This window comes from Bacillus sp. B-jedd (assembly GCF_000821085.1).
Taxonomy (GTDB): Bacteria; Bacillota; Bacilli; order Bacillales; family Cytobacillaceae; genus Bacillus_D.
Window position 1 is genome coordinate 583,754 of the sequence record NZ_CCXR01000001.1, and the last position, 15,901, is coordinate 599,654.

Annotated in this window: 13 protein-coding genes; 1 reads left to right on the plus strand and 12 read right to left on the minus strand. The window is 44.6% G+C overall.

Features of this window, described 5'->3' with window-relative positions:
• Positions 1-6: 6 nt before the first annotated feature.
• The 12 genes from BN1002_RS02850 to BN1002_RS02905 form a co-directional block, all read right to left on the minus strand.
• Positions 7-1,686 carry a cache domain-containing sensor histidine kinase gene (locus BN1002_RS02850; protein WP_048823535.1) on the minus strand — a complete coding sequence of 560 codons (1,680 nt, stop codon included), beginning with the start codon at positions 1,684-1,686 and terminating at the stop codon, positions 7-9.
• Between the two features lie 69 nt (positions 1,687-1,755).
• Positions 1,756-3,405 carry an ABC transporter permease gene (locus tag BN1002_RS02855; protein WP_048823536.1) on the minus strand — a complete coding sequence of 550 codons (1,650 nt, stop codon included), beginning with the start codon at positions 3,403-3,405 and terminating at the stop codon, positions 1,756-1,758.
• On the minus strand, positions 3,395-4,504 hold the full coding sequence (locus tag BN1002_RS02860) for an ABC transporter ATP-binding protein (protein ID WP_048823537.1): 1,110 nt from the start codon (positions 4,502-4,504) through the stop codon (positions 3,395-3,397). The genes BN1002_RS02855 and BN1002_RS02860 overlap by 11 nt, the downstream gene beginning before the upstream one ends.
• 88 nt (positions 4,505-4,592) lie before the next feature.
• Positions 4,593-5,639: an ABC transporter substrate-binding protein gene (locus BN1002_RS02865; protein WP_048823538.1), complete on the minus strand. Its 1,047-nt coding sequence runs from the start codon at positions 5,637-5,639 to the stop codon at positions 4,593-4,595.
• A gap of 149 nt (positions 5,640-5,788) precedes the next feature.
• Positions 5,789-7,216, minus strand: a complete 1,428-nt coding sequence (locus tag BN1002_RS02870; protein ID WP_052445600.1) for a cytosine permease — start codon at positions 7,214-7,216, stop codon at positions 5,789-5,791.
• A 20-nt stretch (positions 7,217-7,236) separates the two neighbouring features.
• A complete protein-coding gene (locus tag BN1002_RS02875; RefSeq protein ID WP_048823539.1) occupies positions 7,237-8,544 on the minus strand; it encodes a sodium:solute symporter family transporter in 1,308 nt (435 codons plus the stop codon).
• Complete coding sequence (locus BN1002_RS02880; RefSeq protein WP_048823540.1) at positions 8,541-9,233, minus strand: response regulator transcription factor; 693 nt, start codon at positions 9,231-9,233, stop codon at positions 8,541-8,543. The genes BN1002_RS02875 and BN1002_RS02880 overlap by 4 nt, the downstream gene beginning before the upstream one ends.
• 7 nt (positions 9,234-9,240) lie before the next feature.
• Positions 9,241-9,984, minus strand: coding sequence for a sensor histidine kinase (locus BN1002_RS02885; protein WP_048823541.1), 744 nt, complete (start codon positions 9,982-9,984; stop codon positions 9,241-9,243).
• Between the two features lie 94 nt (positions 9,985-10,078).
• A complete protein-coding gene (locus BN1002_RS02890; RefSeq protein WP_048823542.1) occupies positions 10,079-11,077 on the minus strand; it encodes an ABC transporter ATP-binding protein in 999 nt (332 codons plus the stop codon).
• Positions 11,077-12,096 carry an ABC transporter ATP-binding protein gene (locus BN1002_RS02895; protein WP_048823543.1) on the minus strand — a complete coding sequence of 340 codons (1,020 nt, stop codon included), beginning with the start codon at positions 12,094-12,096 and terminating at the stop codon, positions 11,077-11,079. The genes BN1002_RS02890 and BN1002_RS02895 overlap by 1 nt, the downstream gene beginning before the upstream one ends.
• A gap of 15 nt (positions 12,097-12,111) precedes the next feature.
• Positions 12,112-13,032 carry a nickel ABC transporter permease gene (gene nikB, locus BN1002_RS02900; protein ID WP_048823544.1) on the minus strand — a complete coding sequence of 307 codons (921 nt, stop codon included), beginning with the start codon at positions 13,030-13,032 and terminating at the stop codon, positions 12,112-12,114.
• Between the two features lie 82 nt (positions 13,033-13,114).
• On the minus strand, positions 13,115-14,017 hold the full coding sequence (locus BN1002_RS02905; protein ID WP_048823545.1) for an ABC transporter permease: 903 nt from the start codon (positions 14,015-14,017) through the stop codon (positions 13,115-13,117).
• Positions 14,018-14,269: 252 nt separating this feature from the next.
• Here BN1002_RS02905 and BN1002_RS02910 point away from each other — a divergent pair, with 252 nt between their 5' ends.
• A complete protein-coding gene (locus BN1002_RS02910) occupies positions 14,270-15,847 on the plus strand; it encodes a glutathione ABC transporter substrate-binding protein (RefSeq protein WP_048823546.1) in 1,578 nt (525 codons plus the stop codon).
• The last annotated feature ends 54 nt before the right edge of the window (positions 15,848-15,901 follow it).

Here is a 15,901-nt window from a genome sequence, read left to right on the forward strand (position 1 = left end):
GCGGTTTCAATCCTCCTTTATAATGGGCATCCGGATAATGATGAGAGTACCGGCTCCTTCTTCACTAAAGATTCTTAGTCCATATTGCTGGCCATACAGCAATTTAATTCGCCGGTTAACATTATAAATTCCGATATGGTTAGTATTATTTTCGCCATGCTTTATAGAGGACTCCAGCTCCTCTAGCCGGCTTTTTTCAATACCTTCGCCGTTATCACGAATAATCAAGTATAACGCTTTTCTGGTGCTTTTAATCATCACGTCTATTTTTAATGAAGCTTTAGTGATAAAACCATATTTTATCGCATTTTCAACCAGCGGCTGGATAATCAGTTTTGGGAGCCTGCAATTCTCAAGTCCATCCTGAACACTAATCGTATAGTCCAAAGCATCCCCAAACCTGATTTGCTGAAGTGTCAAATAGCTCCTTAGGTAGCTGATATCCTGTTCAATCGTATTGTACTGATTCCGGTTATTGATGCTGTAGCGAAGAAGGCTCGATAGAATCAGAATGAGCTGCTCCGCTTTCGCTGGATCCATTCTGGTGATATATCTAATATTCTCAAGTGTATTAAATAGGAAATGAGGGTCGATTTGCATCTCGAGCTGCTTAATTTCAGCCCTCGAACTTCGCTCGATATATTCCCGATTCTCGAGCATAAGAGTATCAATATCCTTCAGCAGCTGTTGTACATATTCACCGATAACCTGAAATTCATCTTCTTTTTCAAAAGTGGCCTGTTGATGGAATTCACCCATTTTTGCTTTATCTATAATGGAAAGCAGCTTGTCAATTGACCTCATTTTTCTTCGCGAGGAATTATTGGCAAAAACGATCGTCCCTGCTGTTATTAATAAAAAGAAAGCAATCAGAGTAAACAGGCCGATTTTGTAAATATATTTAAACAGCCCGATATTAGAGATGGAATACACAGCAATTGTCCCGTTCAACATTTCTTTTTTGTTCACGACATATAGGCTCTTGTCGACAGCCGCTATTTTTCCGGTTTTCGTCAGCAGCATTTCATTTGTTGTCAAAATGCTGTTATCGAATCGGTCGGCAATAATGATATCGGTATAATTCACATTGTTCATCAGCTGCCGGAACTGGTTTTCAAGCAGGTTAAAGATGATATAGCCGCTTATCTTTTCGTCACGGTCGAAAATAGGATTGACGATATTATAAAATACCCGGTCATTTCGAAGACTTTGGCGGTTCGGATACATAAGGCTTTTATGGGATGTGCTGTTTTTAAGGCGTTTGCCAATATACCAGGCTGTATTCCTCTGGTTTTCATCACTCGTTTCGGTCCAGTTTGTGGCGAGTACATTTCCATCGGCATCGATGACAGAGAATAAGCTGCGCAGGTTTTGTTTATTGGCGGCACCGTATAACTGTCCATACATTTCCGCCCGATAGGAACTTGAATATTCGAGACGGTAGAGATCCAATTCATTGGCGAGACGCCTGCTTTCTTCGGAAATCTGCGAAAACTTCGCCAGCAGCCGTCCAGTTATCCTTTCGTTTTCCTCGAGATTATTTTCTTTCACCAAGTGAAGGCCGATCATGAAAAGCAGGTTGTAAAAAAGAAGGGTTACGATTGAAACTGGTACGACACCGAATCTGATCAAGGACTTTTTTAATTCCTTCCGGTATGCACTGGTAACTTTCCTGGCTGAATCCATCTCATCACCCTCTTTTCAAAAGATGTTAGGAATGTAGAAAAGACAACCCCGTTTGGGGGTTGCCTATAATTATAAGCTTACTTCCTTGGAACCTGTCGCTTTAAAGAAGATTAATAGAGAAACAACAGTTGTCACTGTCAAAATGGTAGACAGGGCAGCGGCTGTTCCGTAGCTTGCCCGGATCACTTCCGAATAGATTGCCACGGACATGGTTCTTGTATTGCCGGTAAATAAAATAATCGATGAACTTAATTCGTTAATGACAGTGATCCAGCTTAACAGCGCACCGGCAAGAACCCCAGGCATCATCAGCCTTGCGGTAACGTTGATGAATGTCTTGAAAGGGGAATACCCAAGACTGATCGACGCCTCTTCCATGCTCGGGCTAAGCTGGTAAATGATTGCCGCGCTTGAGCGCATCGTGTACGGAAGGCGGCGGATAATGAATGAAATAATCAGGATTGCCGCGGTTCCGCTTAGCAGGAGCGGCGACTTGTTAAATGCCAGCAGAAGGGTGATACCAAGGACTGACCCAGGGACAATGTATGGGAACATTGCAATTGTATCCAGGAAGGACGTCAGGGCATTTTTCCTTCTGACGGATGCATATGAAATCAGCATGCCGAGGACGATGATAACTGCCAAGGCAATAATACCATAAAGATAAGTGTTCAAGATGGAATCACCCATCCTGTCTAGCACTTTCCGGTAGCTGTCAAGGGTATAACCCTCAATGAACATAGCACCGCGTGTTTTCAGGAATGACGTGTAAATGACGGTCACTTGCGGGATGCTGGCCAACCCGACAACAACATAAATGAACGCATGGGCAAAAAAGTTTTTCCAACCCTTTGCCTTCTCGGGCTGGATCGGGCGAAGGGAACTCATTTCATAAGACTTCTTGTTCACTACATATTTTTGCGCGATAAAAATAATCGTTGTAATCAAAATCATAATTGTCGCCAGAGCAGCGGCAAAGTGGGCGTTGCCTCCAACCTCGCTTATAAACTCGGAATATATGAGGACAGGCATTGTCGAATAGCCTTCACCAATCAGCATCGGCGTACCGAAATCGGCAAGCGAGTTCATGAACACTAGCATGGCTCCAGCCAGAACGGTAGGGAGGATCAATGGCAAAATAAGCGTAACCATTTTCTTCACTCCGGTTGTCCCGAGGCTTTCCGCCGCTTCACTTAAGGAGGAGTCAATTTTTTTCAGCGCCCCTGATACATACAAATAAATGTAAGGGAATAGTTTCAAAGTGAAAACGAGCAGGATCCCGCCGAATCCGTAAATGCTCGGGGAGGTGACCCCGAAGTGTTCCATGAAAAACTTTGAAACGACGCCGCTTCGTCCCAGCAGCAAAATCCACGAGTATGCGCCGATAAAAGGAGGCGACAGAACGGAAATAATAATCAGGATTTCGATTAGGCCTTTTCCGCGGATTTTCAAGGTGGTCATCAAGTATGCAAGCGGAACACCGATGGCGATGGCCAGGATGGTGACGGAAACGGTCACCGACAAGCTGTTCAATAATGACTGGTAGTAGTATTTCCGCTCGAAAAAAGTGATGAAATGCTTTAGTGTAAATGTGCCATCATTGGCCTGGAAGCTGCTCAGCAGCAGAGATCCCAAAGGATAAATCAAGAATACCGCAAAGAATAAGAATACAACAATGGTAGAAACATTCCAGAAATCCGGTTTGAATTTATTCCGCATAACGGACCACTCCATCTATCAGGCTTTCTTCGCCGTCCGCTGTAAACACGTTGATTTTTTCAGTTATCGCCTCAAGATAGACAATGTCGCCTTCGTCGATGAAACGGTTTTTCAAATTCGTATCCTGCGAGAATTCAACGCTCGTCCCATTATCCAATACAAGCTCATAATTAATATATTTGCCAAGGAAGTTCCGGTGCTTTACTTTCGCGCGGATTCCTTGTTCGCTGTCGGAAAACATGAACTCTTCAGGGCGGATGGCAACCATCACTTTTTCTTTATCGGCAACAGTATCCTTGAGATTACCCATTTCAACACGATATCCTTCCATGAAAGAAACGAATGTTTTTCCATTTTCTTTTTCCACCTGGCCTTCAAATAAATTTGAATGGCCGATGAACGATGCGACGAAAGTATTAATTGGGCGAAGGTAAAGGGTATCTGGATAGCCGACCTGCTGAATGATTCCATCTTTCATGACCGCAATTCTATCAGAAATGGCCAAAGCCTCTTCCTGGTCGTGCGTCACATAAACGGTGGTAATATCAATGTTCTTTTGGATTTCACTGATGGCCCTGCGCATATCGATCCGCAGTTTCGCGTCAAGATTGGACAACGGTTCGTCCATAAGCAGAACTTTTGGATGGATGACGATGGCCCTGGCAAGAGCGACACGCTGCTGCTGCCCGCCGGATAGGCGGTTTGGCAGGCGGTCTTTGTATTCGGTTATTTTGACTGTTTCTATAATATCATCTAAGCGTTGAATCATTTCCGCCTTGCTGATCTTTTTGTTATTCAGACCATATTTCACATTATTGTAGACTGTCATATGGGGGAAAATGGCGTAATTTTGGAAAACCATCCCGATATTCCGTTTATGGGCAGGGATATCATTCAGGGGCTGGCCGTCGAATGAAATGGTTCCTCCGTCAATGCTGTGGAAACCGGCGATCATGCGGAGCAGGGTTGTTTTGCCACAGCCGGAAGGGCCTAGCAAAGTGAATAATTCGCCTGGTTTAATCGTCAGGTTCAAGTCGGGGATAACGGTCTTTTTCTCATAATCCTTACGTACGTGTTCGAAAGTGATAGCTGTACTCAAAGTAAGTCCTCCTCTTGCTCTCAAAAGCTGATACTTGCTGAAAATGATAGAGTATGAGCAGGCTGCCGCTCATACTCTATCAAGGGTATTAATTGCTTGTGAATATATCTTTAAATTTGTCGAGAATGGCTTCCTTGTTCTTGTTAGACCAATCCTGGTCGTCCTGGATCAATTTAATTTCAGACAGCGGCCTCATGCCATTGTCATCCTTGATTTTTACAGATGAATTGACCGGACGGCGGTTCAATTCATTCGCGACCATTGTTTGGGATTCTTCATTGGTAATGAAATCAACGAATTTCTTGGCGTTATCCATGTTTTTAGCGCCTTTGATGATTGCGACGCCATCAGGTTTAACAATAGTGCCTTCTTTTGGATAAACTACTTCTACTGGAGCGCCGTCATTCATGTAATTGATGACCGGCTCTTCAAACGTCAGGCCAACAGAATACTCGCCGTCAGCTACGCCTTTGTAAGTTGCAGAGGAGCCGCTCAAAAGCTTATGGTCAAGATTTTTGATAAGCTTGCCGACGTAATCCCAGCCTTTTTCAGGGTCGCCATTGCCCATTGCATAAAGCATGTTGATGACTTGTTCAAAAGAAGAGGAAGACTTGGAAGGGTCCGCAAACGCGATTTTGCCCTTCAGGCTCTTATCCAACAGATCTTCATAACCTTCGATTTTCAGGTTGCCGACAAGGTTCTTGTTTACCATGATGACACTTGGAACAAGGGAGAACCTAGTAATCTTGCCATCTTCGTTTTTGAATTCATCTGGAACGTTGCCTTCATTTTTTGACTTGTAAGTTTCAAATCTTTCGGTGTATGGCTGAAGTGAAGATAATGAACCTCCCCACATAATATCGCCAAGCGGATTATCCCCTTCGGATTCGATACGCTTGAGCAGTTCCCCCGCACCAGCTGAAATGACTTCAACTTTGATGCCGGTTTCGTCTTCAAATTCCTTTACAAGCGGTTCGTTAAATTCAATAGGATTTGGGGAGTAAACAATTAATTCTTTGCTTTCGCCTTTTTTCGTGGAAGCTTTTTCTTTGTCATCGGATGAGCAGCCAGCAAGCAGGCCGGAAATCCCTAAAGCTGCAACAAGGGCCGCAGACAATAACTTATTCTTTTTCATTCTCCAATCTCTCCTGTTCAATATCTGAAATATAAAGCGCTTTCTTACCTGTATCCCAATATTAAACGCTTTCATTTCTCGCAACAATCCAAAAAAATGACCAATATATCCGAAAAAATGAACCTACTAAATAAAAACACCCCATCCTGCTAAGAGGAATGGGGTATTTCCATGTGGTTTTTTCGGTCTAATTTCATATAATGCCAGCCGCCATAAAAAAGGGCTGAAGAAGAGACGCCGATAAACCATGATATTTCAGTCAGAGGTTGAAGAGAGGGGATGATTTTCCCTGATAAGCTTAGTATACCGGCTAGTAAGGTGACGATTAATGCGGCGGCATTCATATCCCGCTGGCTGCCGGAATATAGTTCATGCACATCGATTTTTCGGCGGCGGATGACAAAGAAATCGACTAGCATCACGCCAACCACGGGGCTCAGCAGCCCGCCCGCCAGATTAAGGAAGGCCAGGACACTGGCCGCATTTTCCATCAGCTTCCATGGCATGATCAACAACCCCGCAATCGCAGCCAGCAAGGCGCCAAGCTTAAAAGGGATTTTTCCTGGGAATAAAGCCGCCAGTTGGAACCCGGCAGGAATCAAATTGCCGACTAGATTCACTGATAAAGTTGACAGGCAAATGGTCAGTAGGGAAAGTGCGACCGCAAACAGGCTATCAAAGCGGTCGATGACGTCAAGTATATTCCAAATCGGCACGCCAAAGGATATTTCCGAGCCAATGATAATGGCAATACTCGCAGCCGCGAACAATAAGTGAGCAGTAAAAAGACCCGCCAACTGGCCCAACGCTTGGCTTTTTGTCGATTTCGCGAATCGTGTTAAATCAGAGACACTCACCATTTGGGCCACCCATGTCGCCATAAGCGCGGACACGCATCCGAGCATGAGAAGTGCCGTATTTCCTTCAACTCCTTTGGCTGTATAAGCGAAATAAGGGCTAAGGCCGCCAACTAAAGAAACAGCCCAAACTGCCATTCCGCCAAAGACGAGAAAGATTAGAAAAGTGAGCGTTTTTGTCAGCTTTCCAAGCACACTCATTCCGGCAAAAATAAGCAAAACATTTAAGGTCCAAAAAAGCAGGAACGAAATGAGCTGAGGAGCATTGATGCCAAAAAAGGACCAATTTCCTCCTAAAGATATATAAGCAGGCCAAATCTTTGAAATCAGGATGGAAACAGCCAGTCCCCCTGCATATGTCTGCAATCCGAACCACATGACCGCCGTGATCACCCCCCGGAGAATGCCAGGGAGGGCGGCTCCTTTTTTGCCATAAGATGACCATAGGAGGACAGAGAAGGGAATCCCATACTTGCTCCCCGCATAGCCGTTCAAAATAAGAAACGCTCCCAAGAGTAGGGAGGATATCATAATAATTGAAAATACCTGGGGGATGGATAAGCCCAAAGCGAAAAAGCCGCCAATTGTCACATATGATGGCACGTTATGGACAGAACCCATCCAAAGGGAAAAATAATGTCCAAATGACCAATTTCTTTCCTCTTCCCGCGCAGGAAGTATAGTTGGTGCATTTTCATAAGTTTTAACTTGCTGTGCCATTTTTCTGCCTCCGGTAAAAGCTAACCTACTAGAAAATTTTTAAACGATTTATAAACAAGAACACTTAAACAAAGAACGAACGACAGCCCGAAACTCACCCAGATTCCATTCAGGTCCCCGGCTATAGCCAATAAGATGTAGCCGCCAGCCCCGCCGATTAATGAGGAAAAAGGAATGATTGAAGGGACCTTGTTTTTGCTGAGAATAATATAAATCATTGGGGGAATCATTGCCGCATAAACATTGCCGAAGAAAAACAGCAGTTCCAACGGCCTTGGCATTAAAATGCTGACAGCGACCAGTAAAAACAAGCAAACGAGACCGGAAAAAATATAAACAATCCTCAAGTGGCCGCTGTCTGTAAGGCTGCGGACCGAGCCAATCACATTTTTGCTGAATAAGGCGGCTGTTGCCTGAAGCTCCGAGCTGAGAGCAGAGGATATCGCACTGAAACAAAAAAGGACAAACAGAAGAATTAAAATAGTAGGCTGAATTTTATCTACAAGCTCAAATACAAGTGAATAGATATTTTCATAACCCCGTCCGAAAATAATGATCATTAGGAGGGAAGAAAGGGCGAGCGGGACAGTTGCCCATATCAAGCCCGTCAGGGCGAACGTCAATTGGACTTTTTCCTTTTTCAACATGAATACTCTTTGCCAAGTGGCCCCATCAATAACAATTTGTCCAAAACCAACGAGGATGGCTGTAAACAAAAACCAGATGGCCTCTTTATTTTTAAAAAATAATATATAGGGATGATAAAGTTTGATTCCGACAAAAACCGTCCGAACTCCTTCCTGGATATAAAAATACAAAGGGATGATAATCACTGCCGCGAAAATAAGCGTAACATTAATGCCGGCAAGCTTATGAATCCGCCTCATTCCGCCAATACCGCCAATGAACAGGCAAAAGGCGAGAAATAGGGCAAGTCCGGGGAAGACAGGGATAGGAAAAATCGTATGAATCAAGATTCCGGCTCCCATCGCTTGTACGAACATCGAGTTCAGGCTTAGCAGGATTAGCGCCGATATCATATACCAATAGCCTGCCGGTGAAAGACGCTCCTTCAGGACATCGCCGATTGTCAGCCCGCCAGAGAATGTACGGCGGATCTTTTTTGCCAAAAATCCAAAGAGAAAGAGTGAAAGTCCGCCCATGAGCGCGTAGCCTATCCCGCCGAGCAGGCCGTACTTGATCAAGGTTTCGGGTGAGGAAAGGATTGTGTTTCCTGTCACCCATCTGGCAAGGAGGCTTACAATTCCAAAGCTTAGCCCAAGAGTGATGGAACCATTAATAAAGTAGGGGAAATTGGCTCTTTTCAAAGCTTTAACTCCTTCATTCGATAATCGCGTGGCGAAAAGCCGGTTGCTTTCCGGAACATTTGGCTGAAATAATGCTGGCTATTGAAACCGCATTTATCTGAAATCGCACTAATATTTAAATCAGGATAGTCAATGAGCATTTTCTGGGCCTGTTTAAGCCGGTAATCATTCAGATATTCGGAAAAGCCCATACCGACCTCTTCATGGAATTTCCTACTCAAATACGCGGAGTTGATATGAATTTTAGAAGCAAGATAATTCAAGGTCAGCTTTTCGGGGTATTCTTGATGGATAATTTTCAATGCATTGATAATTTGCTCTGAATAACGGCCCATTTTTTCATATCTGGCCAAGACCTGATTCAATTCATCTTCAATAACAGGCTTTGTGATGTAATCAATCACACCCAGTCTCAATGAAGTTTGAATGTAATCGAAGTTCTGGAAGGCGGTAACCATGATAATGTCCATTGAATGAGATCGGGATAGCTCCATGGCCAGTTCAAGCCCCGTCTTTCCGGGCAGCTGGATGTCCAGGAACACGAGGGAAATATCATGCTGTTTGATAATATGGCTTGCCTTTGAGGCATCGGGAGCCATATGGATCTTCCAGTTAGGGAATTTCCGGGAAATTAAATATTCAAGCTGATCAAGCTCCAAAGGCTCGTCGTCCACTAGCAGGATTTCCATTACTTAATCACCTCCCTATTTGAAATGGGAATATAGCCAGGACGCTAGTCCCGTCCTCCAGATGGGTCAACCTTACGTCTGTGGGAGCGTCCGGAAATAAAAGTTCCAGTCTTTTTTTAATATTTCCAAGGCCAAGGCCTCCTTCACGCGGTCGCTCCTCTCCTTTCCCAAAGGCATTATTCCACACTGTCACATGGACTTCATCGGCGCTTTTGCGGATGATGATCTTTAATATAGAGTCACCCATATTCCTTTCAAAAGAATGTTTAAAAGAATTTTCAACGATAGTCTGAATAAGGAAAGGAATGATGATGGCTTTATCTATTTCTGAATCTTTAGAAATCTCATAGCGGAGCCGGTCCCTGAAGCGGGTTTTTTGTATTTCCAAATAATATTGTACATAGGTTAGCTCGTCTTCAATGGTGATAAACGTATTATTGGTTGTATATTTGAATTTCAGCAGCTTGGAAAGGGTTTCGAGGGAGCTGATTAATTCAGCCTTCCGGTCAAGCCTGGCCAGGCTTAAAATCGAATTTAACGTATTGAAGAGGAAATGCGGCTGTATCTCCTGGTTCAGCTGGGTATACATTGCATTCTGCAATTCCTTTTCGAGTGCATACTCCCTTTTTTGCTTTTCAAGGAGATCGATCCGCTCTTCGAAGATAAAAAAGAATAAAAGCGTAAAGGCACCCACTAGCGGAGCTAGCGCGCCAATCATGATATATAGGGAGAAAGCTTCTATCGTTACCATGAACCAGATTCTCCTTTGAATAGAGAAAAAGGGAGCCGGACTCAACTCCCTTTTTAATATCCTATTTTACAAAAACTTTTTTAATTTGAACATGTCAGCCATTTGCCAATTCCTCGGCGTAATGGCAGCTGACGAAATGATTCCCTTCAATTTCCCTTAAGGCCGGCTCTTCCAGTTTGCATTTATCGGTTGCAAAAGGGCACCTTGTATGGAATCGGCAGCCGGTTGGCGGATCAATCGGTGAAGGGACATCTCCCCTAAGGATGATCCGTTCCCTTTCCAGCGTAGGATCCGGCACCGGTATGGATGAAAGCAGGGCCTTTGTATATGGGTGCAAAGGCGAGTCAAAAAGGTCTTTCTTATCCGCGATTTCAACGACTTTGCCCAAATACATGACCATAACCCGGTCGGAAATATGCCTGACAACACTTAAATCATGGGAAATGAACAGGAAAGTCAGTTTAAATTGCTTCTGGAGTTTCTTCAGCAGATTAAGAATCTGTGCCTGAATGGAAACGTCCAGGGCAGATACTGCTTCGTCGCAGATAATCAGTTTCGGGTCAACAGCTAGAGCGCGGGCAATCCCGATCCGCTGGCGCTGGCCTCCGCTGAACTCGTGAGGGAAGCGGTCGAGCGCTTCGGCGGGAAGGCCGACAAGCCCCAGGAGCTCAAGCATTCTTTCCATCCGTTTATTTTTCGGTACAGATTCCTGTATGGCCATTGCTTCCCCTAGTATTTGCTTAATCGTTTGGCGGGGATTCAGCGAAGCGAAGGGATCTTGGAAAATAACCTGTAAATCGCCGCGCAGCTTTCTCATTTCCCTTTTTGAAAGAGCTAAAATATTATTGTCAAAATATAGGACTTCTCCGCCGGTTGGTTCATCGAGGCGTAAAATAGCCCTGCCTGTAGTTGATTTGCCGCAGCCTGACTCTCCTACAATACTGAGTGTTTCGCCTTCGTTAATATGAAAGGAAATATCGTCGACTGCTTTTACATAAGCTTTAGGTTTGAAAATGGATTCGGTTTTAACCGGGAAGTATTGCTTTAAATTCCTGACTTCCAGCAAAACTTTTGTTTCTGCAGCAGTTTGCATTAGCCCACTACCTCCTCTTCCCTTATCGTTCCGTTCCATTGATCAGTGTACATCCAGCAGCGAACCTTCGTCCCGTCACTCTGTTCAACTAAATCCGGCCTTTTCTTAAGGCAAATTTCTTCCCGGAATGGACAGCGGGAAGCGAAACGGCATCCTTCAGGCATATTGTAGGCGCTAGGGACGCTCCCTTCGATTGTCTTCAGTTCTTCCTGGTCTTCATTGATTTTAGGCAAGGATTCTAAAAGGCCGCGTGTATAAGGATGTTTTGGATTAGCAAAAATATCCCTGGTCGAAGCGTGTTCAATAATATTTCCTGCATACATAACCGCCACCGTATCACATGTTTCCGCGACAACTCCTAGGTCGTGGGTAATCAGAATGACCCCCATGCCAAGTTTTAGCTGTAAATCCTTTATGAGTTCCAGTATTTGTGCCTGGATGGTTACATCAAGGGCAGTCGTCGGTTCGTCGGCAATCAGTACTTCCGGGGTACAGGCAAGAGCCATCGCAATCATTACCCGCTGCCTCATTCCGCCGCTTAATTGGAAGGGCTCTTGCTTAGCCCTTTTTTCTGGGGAAGGAATTCCGACAAGCTGCAGCATTTCAACCGCTTTTGCCATTGCTTCCTTCCTGCCCATCTTCTGGTGAAGCCGCAATGCTTCGGCAATTTGTTCGCCGACCGGTATAACCGGATTCAAGGAAGTCATCGGCTCCTGGAAGATCATCGAAATTTCATTGCCGCGAATTTTCCTCATTTCCTTTTCGGGCAGGGTGACGAGATCCTTATCCTTAAACAGGATTTGTCCCTCGGCGATCCTTCCTGGCGGGGAAGGGATCAGCCGCAGGATTGAAAGGGAGGTTATACTTTTTCCGCATCCTGACTCACCTACGATACCGAGTGTTTCGCCTTTTCTTAATGAAAAGTCGATACCGTCCACTGCTTTGCTGACTCCCCGTTTTGTATGAAAATGGGTTTTTAACCCTTTAACCTCTAATATTGGTTTATTTGTATCTTCCAATTCACTTCACCGCCCTTAATTTAATTCAATTCGCTTATTAAAGAAACGATAGAAAATATCAACGAATAAATTCACGATAACGAAAATCAGCGAAGCGACAAGGACGCCTCCCTGGACCATTGGCAGGTCTCTTACCCGGATTGAATCGACAATCATCCTGCCGAGGCCGTTAACGGCAAAAATGGATTCTACCAAAACCGTTCCGCCTAGCAGGGAGCCGAATTGCAATCCTACGACTGTAATGACTGGTATAAGGGCATTTCGAAGGGCGTGCTTATAAATAATCACCTGTTCACGGACCCCTTTGGCCCGAGCGGTGCGAATGTAATCCTGACGTATGATGTCAAGCATGCTCGATCTGGTCATCCGCGCAACAATCGCCGCTCCTCCCGCGCCAAGAGTGAAGGACGGGAGAATTGTATGAAGAATGCTGTCCCACCCGGCAACAGGAAGGATTTGCAATTTTACCGAGAAGAAATACATCAGCATCAAACCGAACCAAAAGCTTGGCAGGGAAATGCCGAATAAAGCAACGAGCATAACCGAAGTATCTGTAAGGGAATAAGGCTTAACAGCCGATATAATCCCCGCAGCCATCCCGAGAACAATCGTGATGATAATACTGAAAAAAGCAAGCTCCATTGTAATTGGCAGCCTTGCCATAATTTCATCGAGGACTGGCTGGCTGTTCTTTAGCGATATTCCTAAATCACCTTTAAAAATATTCATAAGATACTCGAAATATTGAACGAATAAGGGACGGTTCAGTCCCAGCTGTTCGCGAATCGCTTCAACAGTAGCCTTCGAAGCACCTTCACCCGCAAGCATAACGGCAGGGTCGCCCGGAACAAGCTGCATAATGAAGAAAACGACAAAAGTAACACCTATCATAACAGGAATGGTTTGCAGCAAACGGCGCAGTACAAACATCAACATTGTTTTCCAGCCTCCTTAAATTCTAGTCTTTCGATGATGCACCTGTTTTTTTATCAGGGCATCTTGATTTTTTTGCAAAAAATCACTTCTTCATCCTTGGATCAAACGCATCGCGGAGGCCATCTCCGAAAATATTAAATCCTAAAACCAATATCGAAATAGCCAGCCCTGGAAAGAGGGCGATATATGGAGCAGAAAATAGGAAATCGCGTCCATTGCTCAGCATCGTTCCCCATTCAGGTGAAGGCGGCTGCGCCCCGAGCCCAAGAAAGGATAGTCCGGCTGCTGATAAAATCGCGGTTGCAAGGCGAAGTGTCGCCTGGACAATGATTGGGGACAGGATATTCGGAAAAATATGCTTGAATATGATCGTTGCGTCATTTGCCCCAAGAGAGCGGATGGCATCAATATATTCCAGCCGTTTCACTTCAAGAGTCGAGCCCCTGACAATCCTTGCAAAAAGGGGAACGGAGAACGCTCCGACAGCGATGGTTACATTAATAAGGCTTGGGCCGAGTGCGCTGATAATCGCGAGTGCGAGTAAAATTCCCGGAAAGGCGAGCATCACATCCATCATTCTCATAATGACGGAATCGACCCATTTTCCATAATAGCCGGCGACTAGCCCAAGGATGATTCCGAATAGGGCACCGAATGCCACAGAAGCAAAACCGACGCCCAATGACAGCCGGGACCCAAAAATAATCCGGCTCAGGATATCGCGTCCCTTATCATCGGTTCCCATCCAGTGGTCGGCCGAGGGAGGCACCAATTTATTTTTAAGATCGATTTCAAAAGGGTCATAGGGGGCAAGCAGCGGTGCGAATAAGGCGACTAAAATATAAATTGCAATAATGATTGCCCCAGCCATGGCTGCTTTATTTTCCATTAATATCGAAAGCATGTTTTTCAGCCGTGATTCTTTCGGCTGTTGAACAGGGCTGATCACAGCAGAAGGCTGTACAGTATTTGTTTCAATTGACATATAAATCCTCCTTTTTGATTATCCCTGCGAAACATGCTGTGAACGCCGGGGGATACAAACAAATTAGCAAATATAATTGAAAAGTAAATATTTTTTAAATTGTTTGTCAAAATACTTAAAACTTTAGTAAATATTCTGTAAATATTCCTCTCGGACATCTTCTATAATGCAAATAAGCATTTGCGGAGGGCCTCAAGGCTTTAGCGATTTGCAAACAAACAATTACAAATTTAATCAGGGGGGAAACTGCAAATGGAAAAGAAACATCCATTTAAGAAAAGAGGCATTTTATTTTTGCTGATGGCATTAATGCTTCTATTCACACAAGCTTGCTCGACAAAATCAGCAGGCGACAAAGACGCGGGGGCGAAATCGTCGAAGCCAAAGGAAGGCGGCACGCTGACGGTTGTCAGGCTTTCTGACGCTACTAAGCTTGATCCGCATTTCATTACCGATATTCCGTCTGCTAACATTGTTTATCAAAAAGTGTATGAGGGCCTCGTTGAGCCGGATAAGGATTTTAAAATTCAGCCGCTCCTCGCTAAAGACTGGAAAGTAATCAATGACACAACATGGGAATTCCATCTCCAACAGGGAGTAAAATTCCATGATGGTGAAGCATTCAACGCAGAAGCTGTAAAGAAAACTTTCGATCGCCTGCTTGACCCGAAAACCGGATCTCCGCAGCGTGAAAAGTTCTCTATGATTAAAGAAGTCAAAGTTGTAGATGACTATACAGTTCAATTGATTCTTGACTATCCATACGCTCCGCTTCTTTCCATTCTTGCAAGCAATGAGGGAAGCATCATCAGCCCTAAGGCAATAGCCGAAAACCCTGAAAAACTGGCGGAACACCCAGTTGGAACCGGCCCGTTTGTTTTTGAAGAATGGAAGACTGGCCAGGAAATCTCCCTTAAAAAGAACCCTGACTATTGGGGCAAGAAGCCGAATATTGATAAAGTAGTCTTTAAGGTTGTTCCAGAAGATGCGACACGCCTTGCGATGATTGAAACTGGCGAAGCCCAGATCAATGACCAGGTGCCAGTAACTGAAATTGACCGCATCAACGCTTCAGATACTATGGAGCTTTACCGTACAGAAGGACTTGCCGTTGAATACCTTGGTTTTAATACAAAGAAAAAGCCGCTTGATGATGTAAGGGTTCGTAAGGCGATCAGCCATGCGATTGAAAGGGAAGCTATCATCGAAGGTGTTTACAATAATGTAGGCACACTGGCAAATGTAGCAATGAGCCCGAAAGTGTTCGGCTACAGCGATAAAGTAAAGCCGTATGACTATAACTTGAATGAGGCAAAGAAACTTCTTAAGGAAGCCGGCTATGAGAAAGGCCTTCAGCTCAACCTGTTGACAAGTGACCGTAAAGAGCGGATCAATATGGCGGAAGTCATTCAATCCCAGTTAAAAGGAATCGGCATTGATGTTAAGATCCAGGTAATGGAATACGGCGCCTATATCGGCATGATTGAAAAAGGCGAGCACGACATTCTACTCGGAGGATGGGGAAATGCGACTGGCGACGGCGACTACAACCAGTACAACCTATTCCACTCCGCTTCCCAGGGGCCTCCAGGAAACCATTTCTATTATTCGAATCCTGAAGTAGACAAAATGATTGAAGCGGCGCGCAAGGAAACAGACGAGCAGAAGCGCCTGAAAATCTATGAAGAAGTCATGCAGAAGGAAATTGACGATGCTGTATACGTGCCGATCAGGAACTATGAGCATATTGCTGTCAGCAATAAAAATGTCAGCGGCTACTGGCTGAATGCTGCAAGCTACTTAATGATTGATGATGTTGTCATTAAGTAAATGAAGGAAATTTAGCTAAAAAGTCCGGGAAAGTACTTATTCTTTGTAGGTACT